We start from the raw sequence: 2,287 nt of genomic DNA on the forward strand, positions 1-2,287 counted from the left end.
AAAATTTCATTTACCGGCTCTACCAAAGTGGGAAAACTCTTAATGAAACAATGTGCAGATACAGTTAAGAAAGTGTCCCTCGAGTTGGGGGGAAATGCCCCATTTATTGTCTTTAAAAATGCAAATATTGATGAGGCAGTAAGTGCTGCCATGACAGCAAAATATCGAAATGCAGGTCAAACCTGTATTTGTGCCAACAGGTTTTATATACACGAAGATGTCTATGAAGAATTCCTTGAAAAATACACTAAAGAGGTGAAGAAGCTGACAGTTGGTAGCGGTATGAACGAAGGGGTTAGTATTGGCCCTCTAATAAATGAGAAATCAAAACAGAAGGTTGACAGATTAGTTAGTGACGCTATAAAAAGAGGAGGGCAGGTCTTTCATGGGGGTAACTATATTGGAGAAACAGCGTATGAGCCTACTATTATTACAGAGTTGAGTATTGATTTACAAATACACGACGAAGAAATCTTTGCACCCATAAGTGCTATTTATAAGTTTAAAAATGAGGAAGAGGTAATTGAAATGGCCAACAATACACCATATGGTTTAGCGTCGTATTTTTTCAGCCAGGATTATAAACAAATTTGGCGTGTTTCTGAAGCCCTTGAGTATGGAATGGTTGGCATCAATACCGGTATAATTTCGAGTACAGTAGCACCTTTTGGGGGAGTAAAGGAAAGTGGTATAGGAAGAGAAGGTTCTAAATATGGTATAGAAGAATTTCAAGAGATGAAGTATATGTGCTGGTCCTTGAAAGAGTAACGCTCAAACTCGGCTCTCTAGGATAGAGAAATAATTTATTCTTCTGATATTTTTCCTTTTTTACCAAGTGGAACCACAATTCCCAGCCAGGGCACTAAGATAAAGCCGTCTATATCTTCTTCTAAAGGGATAAAGCCACCATAGTCAATTGAAACTCCACCATTCAGTACGGTTCGCCCACCAAAGCTCAGTATACCCAAGACGGAGTCTCCCGCATCTATAATGTAATTCTCTGTAAGAAAATATCCGCGCTTGCCGGTTCTAATAACGGCACTTAATGACAGGGTAGGAACATCAGCCCACTCATCATCGATAAATCCATAACCGACACCTATATTTACGTTTTTGTCTCTACTTCCAAAGGTTGTGGTACCATATACAATTCCATAGCCTCCACCATTACCCAGTACAGAGCCAAATAGTCCTCCAACACCGAGGTTGAATTTGTTTTCTTCTATAGGAATAGAAAACTTGGGAGTCACCCAAACTGGGGTTGCATAACCACCAAAGAGAAAAATTGGTACTATTCCTAAGCCGATTGAAAAATTTTCTGTAACCCCAAAAGCAAATTGATTAAAAAAGATCCACACGTTTTGGTAATAGGATTCTCCTTTTTTTAATCCGTAACTACTCGGTGCCCAAAAATAACGGGTAGCCTGTGGGTTGTCCGTCCAAACTTCGCCCTGAACAATATTCCTGTCTTCCAGCCTTGTAAGCTTTTTTATAGTAGCTACTGGTATGGTGATTTCACCTAGATTGGTAGAGTTTAGTACTATTTCGTCAGCATCCCTTGAGATCAGTGTTCCATTGTATTCATTGCCATCAAGGGTCACTACGTGCCATAAGGCTGTACTGTCTTGTTGTGCATAAGTGTTATTTGGAAAACAGAAAGAATAAATTACGAATACAATGAAAAGCTGTAATAGTTTCATAACCTAAGTTGTTTACTCCAAGATACAATTATGGGTCTGATTTTCCAATTCAGAATAAGCTCCGAAGATGACAGACCACTATTAGAAGCAATATCTTTTAAGTCCTGATAGTAGCTTTGTGTCTACAAGTTTTGTACAAAAACCCCTGAGAATAATGTTGTAACTTTCTATGTAACAACATATTGGCCTATGGTGAATTACAGACGTGCAAACTTTGAAGACAACAAAGGATTATTGGAGTTAACCTCAGAGGCGGGTATGGATGGAGACATTTCTTTAAGAATAGATAGACATCCTGATTTTTTTAAACTATTGGAATTAAGAGGAGAAACAGCAGTCTTCGTTGCTGAAGAAAATGATAGAATAATTGGTTCCCTTTGTGTTTCAACCCAAGACGTTTATATAGACCAGAAAATCTGCCCGGTAAATTATATAGGGGACTTTAAGGTGGCACTTTCAGCAAGAAACAGAGGAATTGGATTGGAATTAACTAATACAGTAGCTAAATGGCTAATGGAAAAAGATGCAGATCTGGTATTCCTGAATGTCTCGAAGGGCAACACACGACCGTTTACATTTTTTACTGA

Annotated in this window: 3 protein-coding genes; 2 read left to right on the plus strand and 1 reads right to left on the minus strand. The window is 38.5% G+C overall.

Annotation, left to right across the window (positions count from 1 at the left end):
- Positions 1-768, plus strand: a 768-nt coding sequence (locus Q0X89_RS09940; protein ID WP_297693647.1) for an aldehyde dehydrogenase family protein, incomplete at its 5' end; no start/stop codon positions are given.
- Positions 769-803: 35 nt separating this feature from the next.
- Here the strand turns inward: Q0X89_RS09940 and Q0X89_RS09945 are convergent.
- A complete protein-coding gene (locus tag Q0X89_RS09945) occupies positions 804-1,700 on the minus strand; it encodes a hypothetical protein (RefSeq protein ID WP_297693648.1) in 897 nt (298 codons plus the stop codon).
- Positions 1,701-1,889: 189 nt separating this feature from the next.
- On the opposite strand from Q0X89_RS09945, the gene Q0X89_RS09950 reads away from it, so the two are divergent.
- Positions 1,890-2,287: GNAT family N-acetyltransferase (locus Q0X89_RS09950; RefSeq protein ID WP_297693650.1), on the plus strand; the 398-nt coding region annotated here is incomplete at its 3' end.

Origin of the sequence: uncultured Eudoraea sp. (genome assembly GCF_947258525.1) — a bacterium.
GTDB lineage: Bacteria > Bacteroidota > Bacteroidia > Flavobacteriales > Flavobacteriaceae > Eudoraea.

Bases quoted from the DNA above. Each gene is read 5' to 3' on its own strand.
- Q0X89_RS09945 (WP_297693648.1), bottom strand. From the start codon at position 1,700: ATGAAACTATTACAGCTTTTCATTGTATTCGTAATTTATTCTTTCTGT.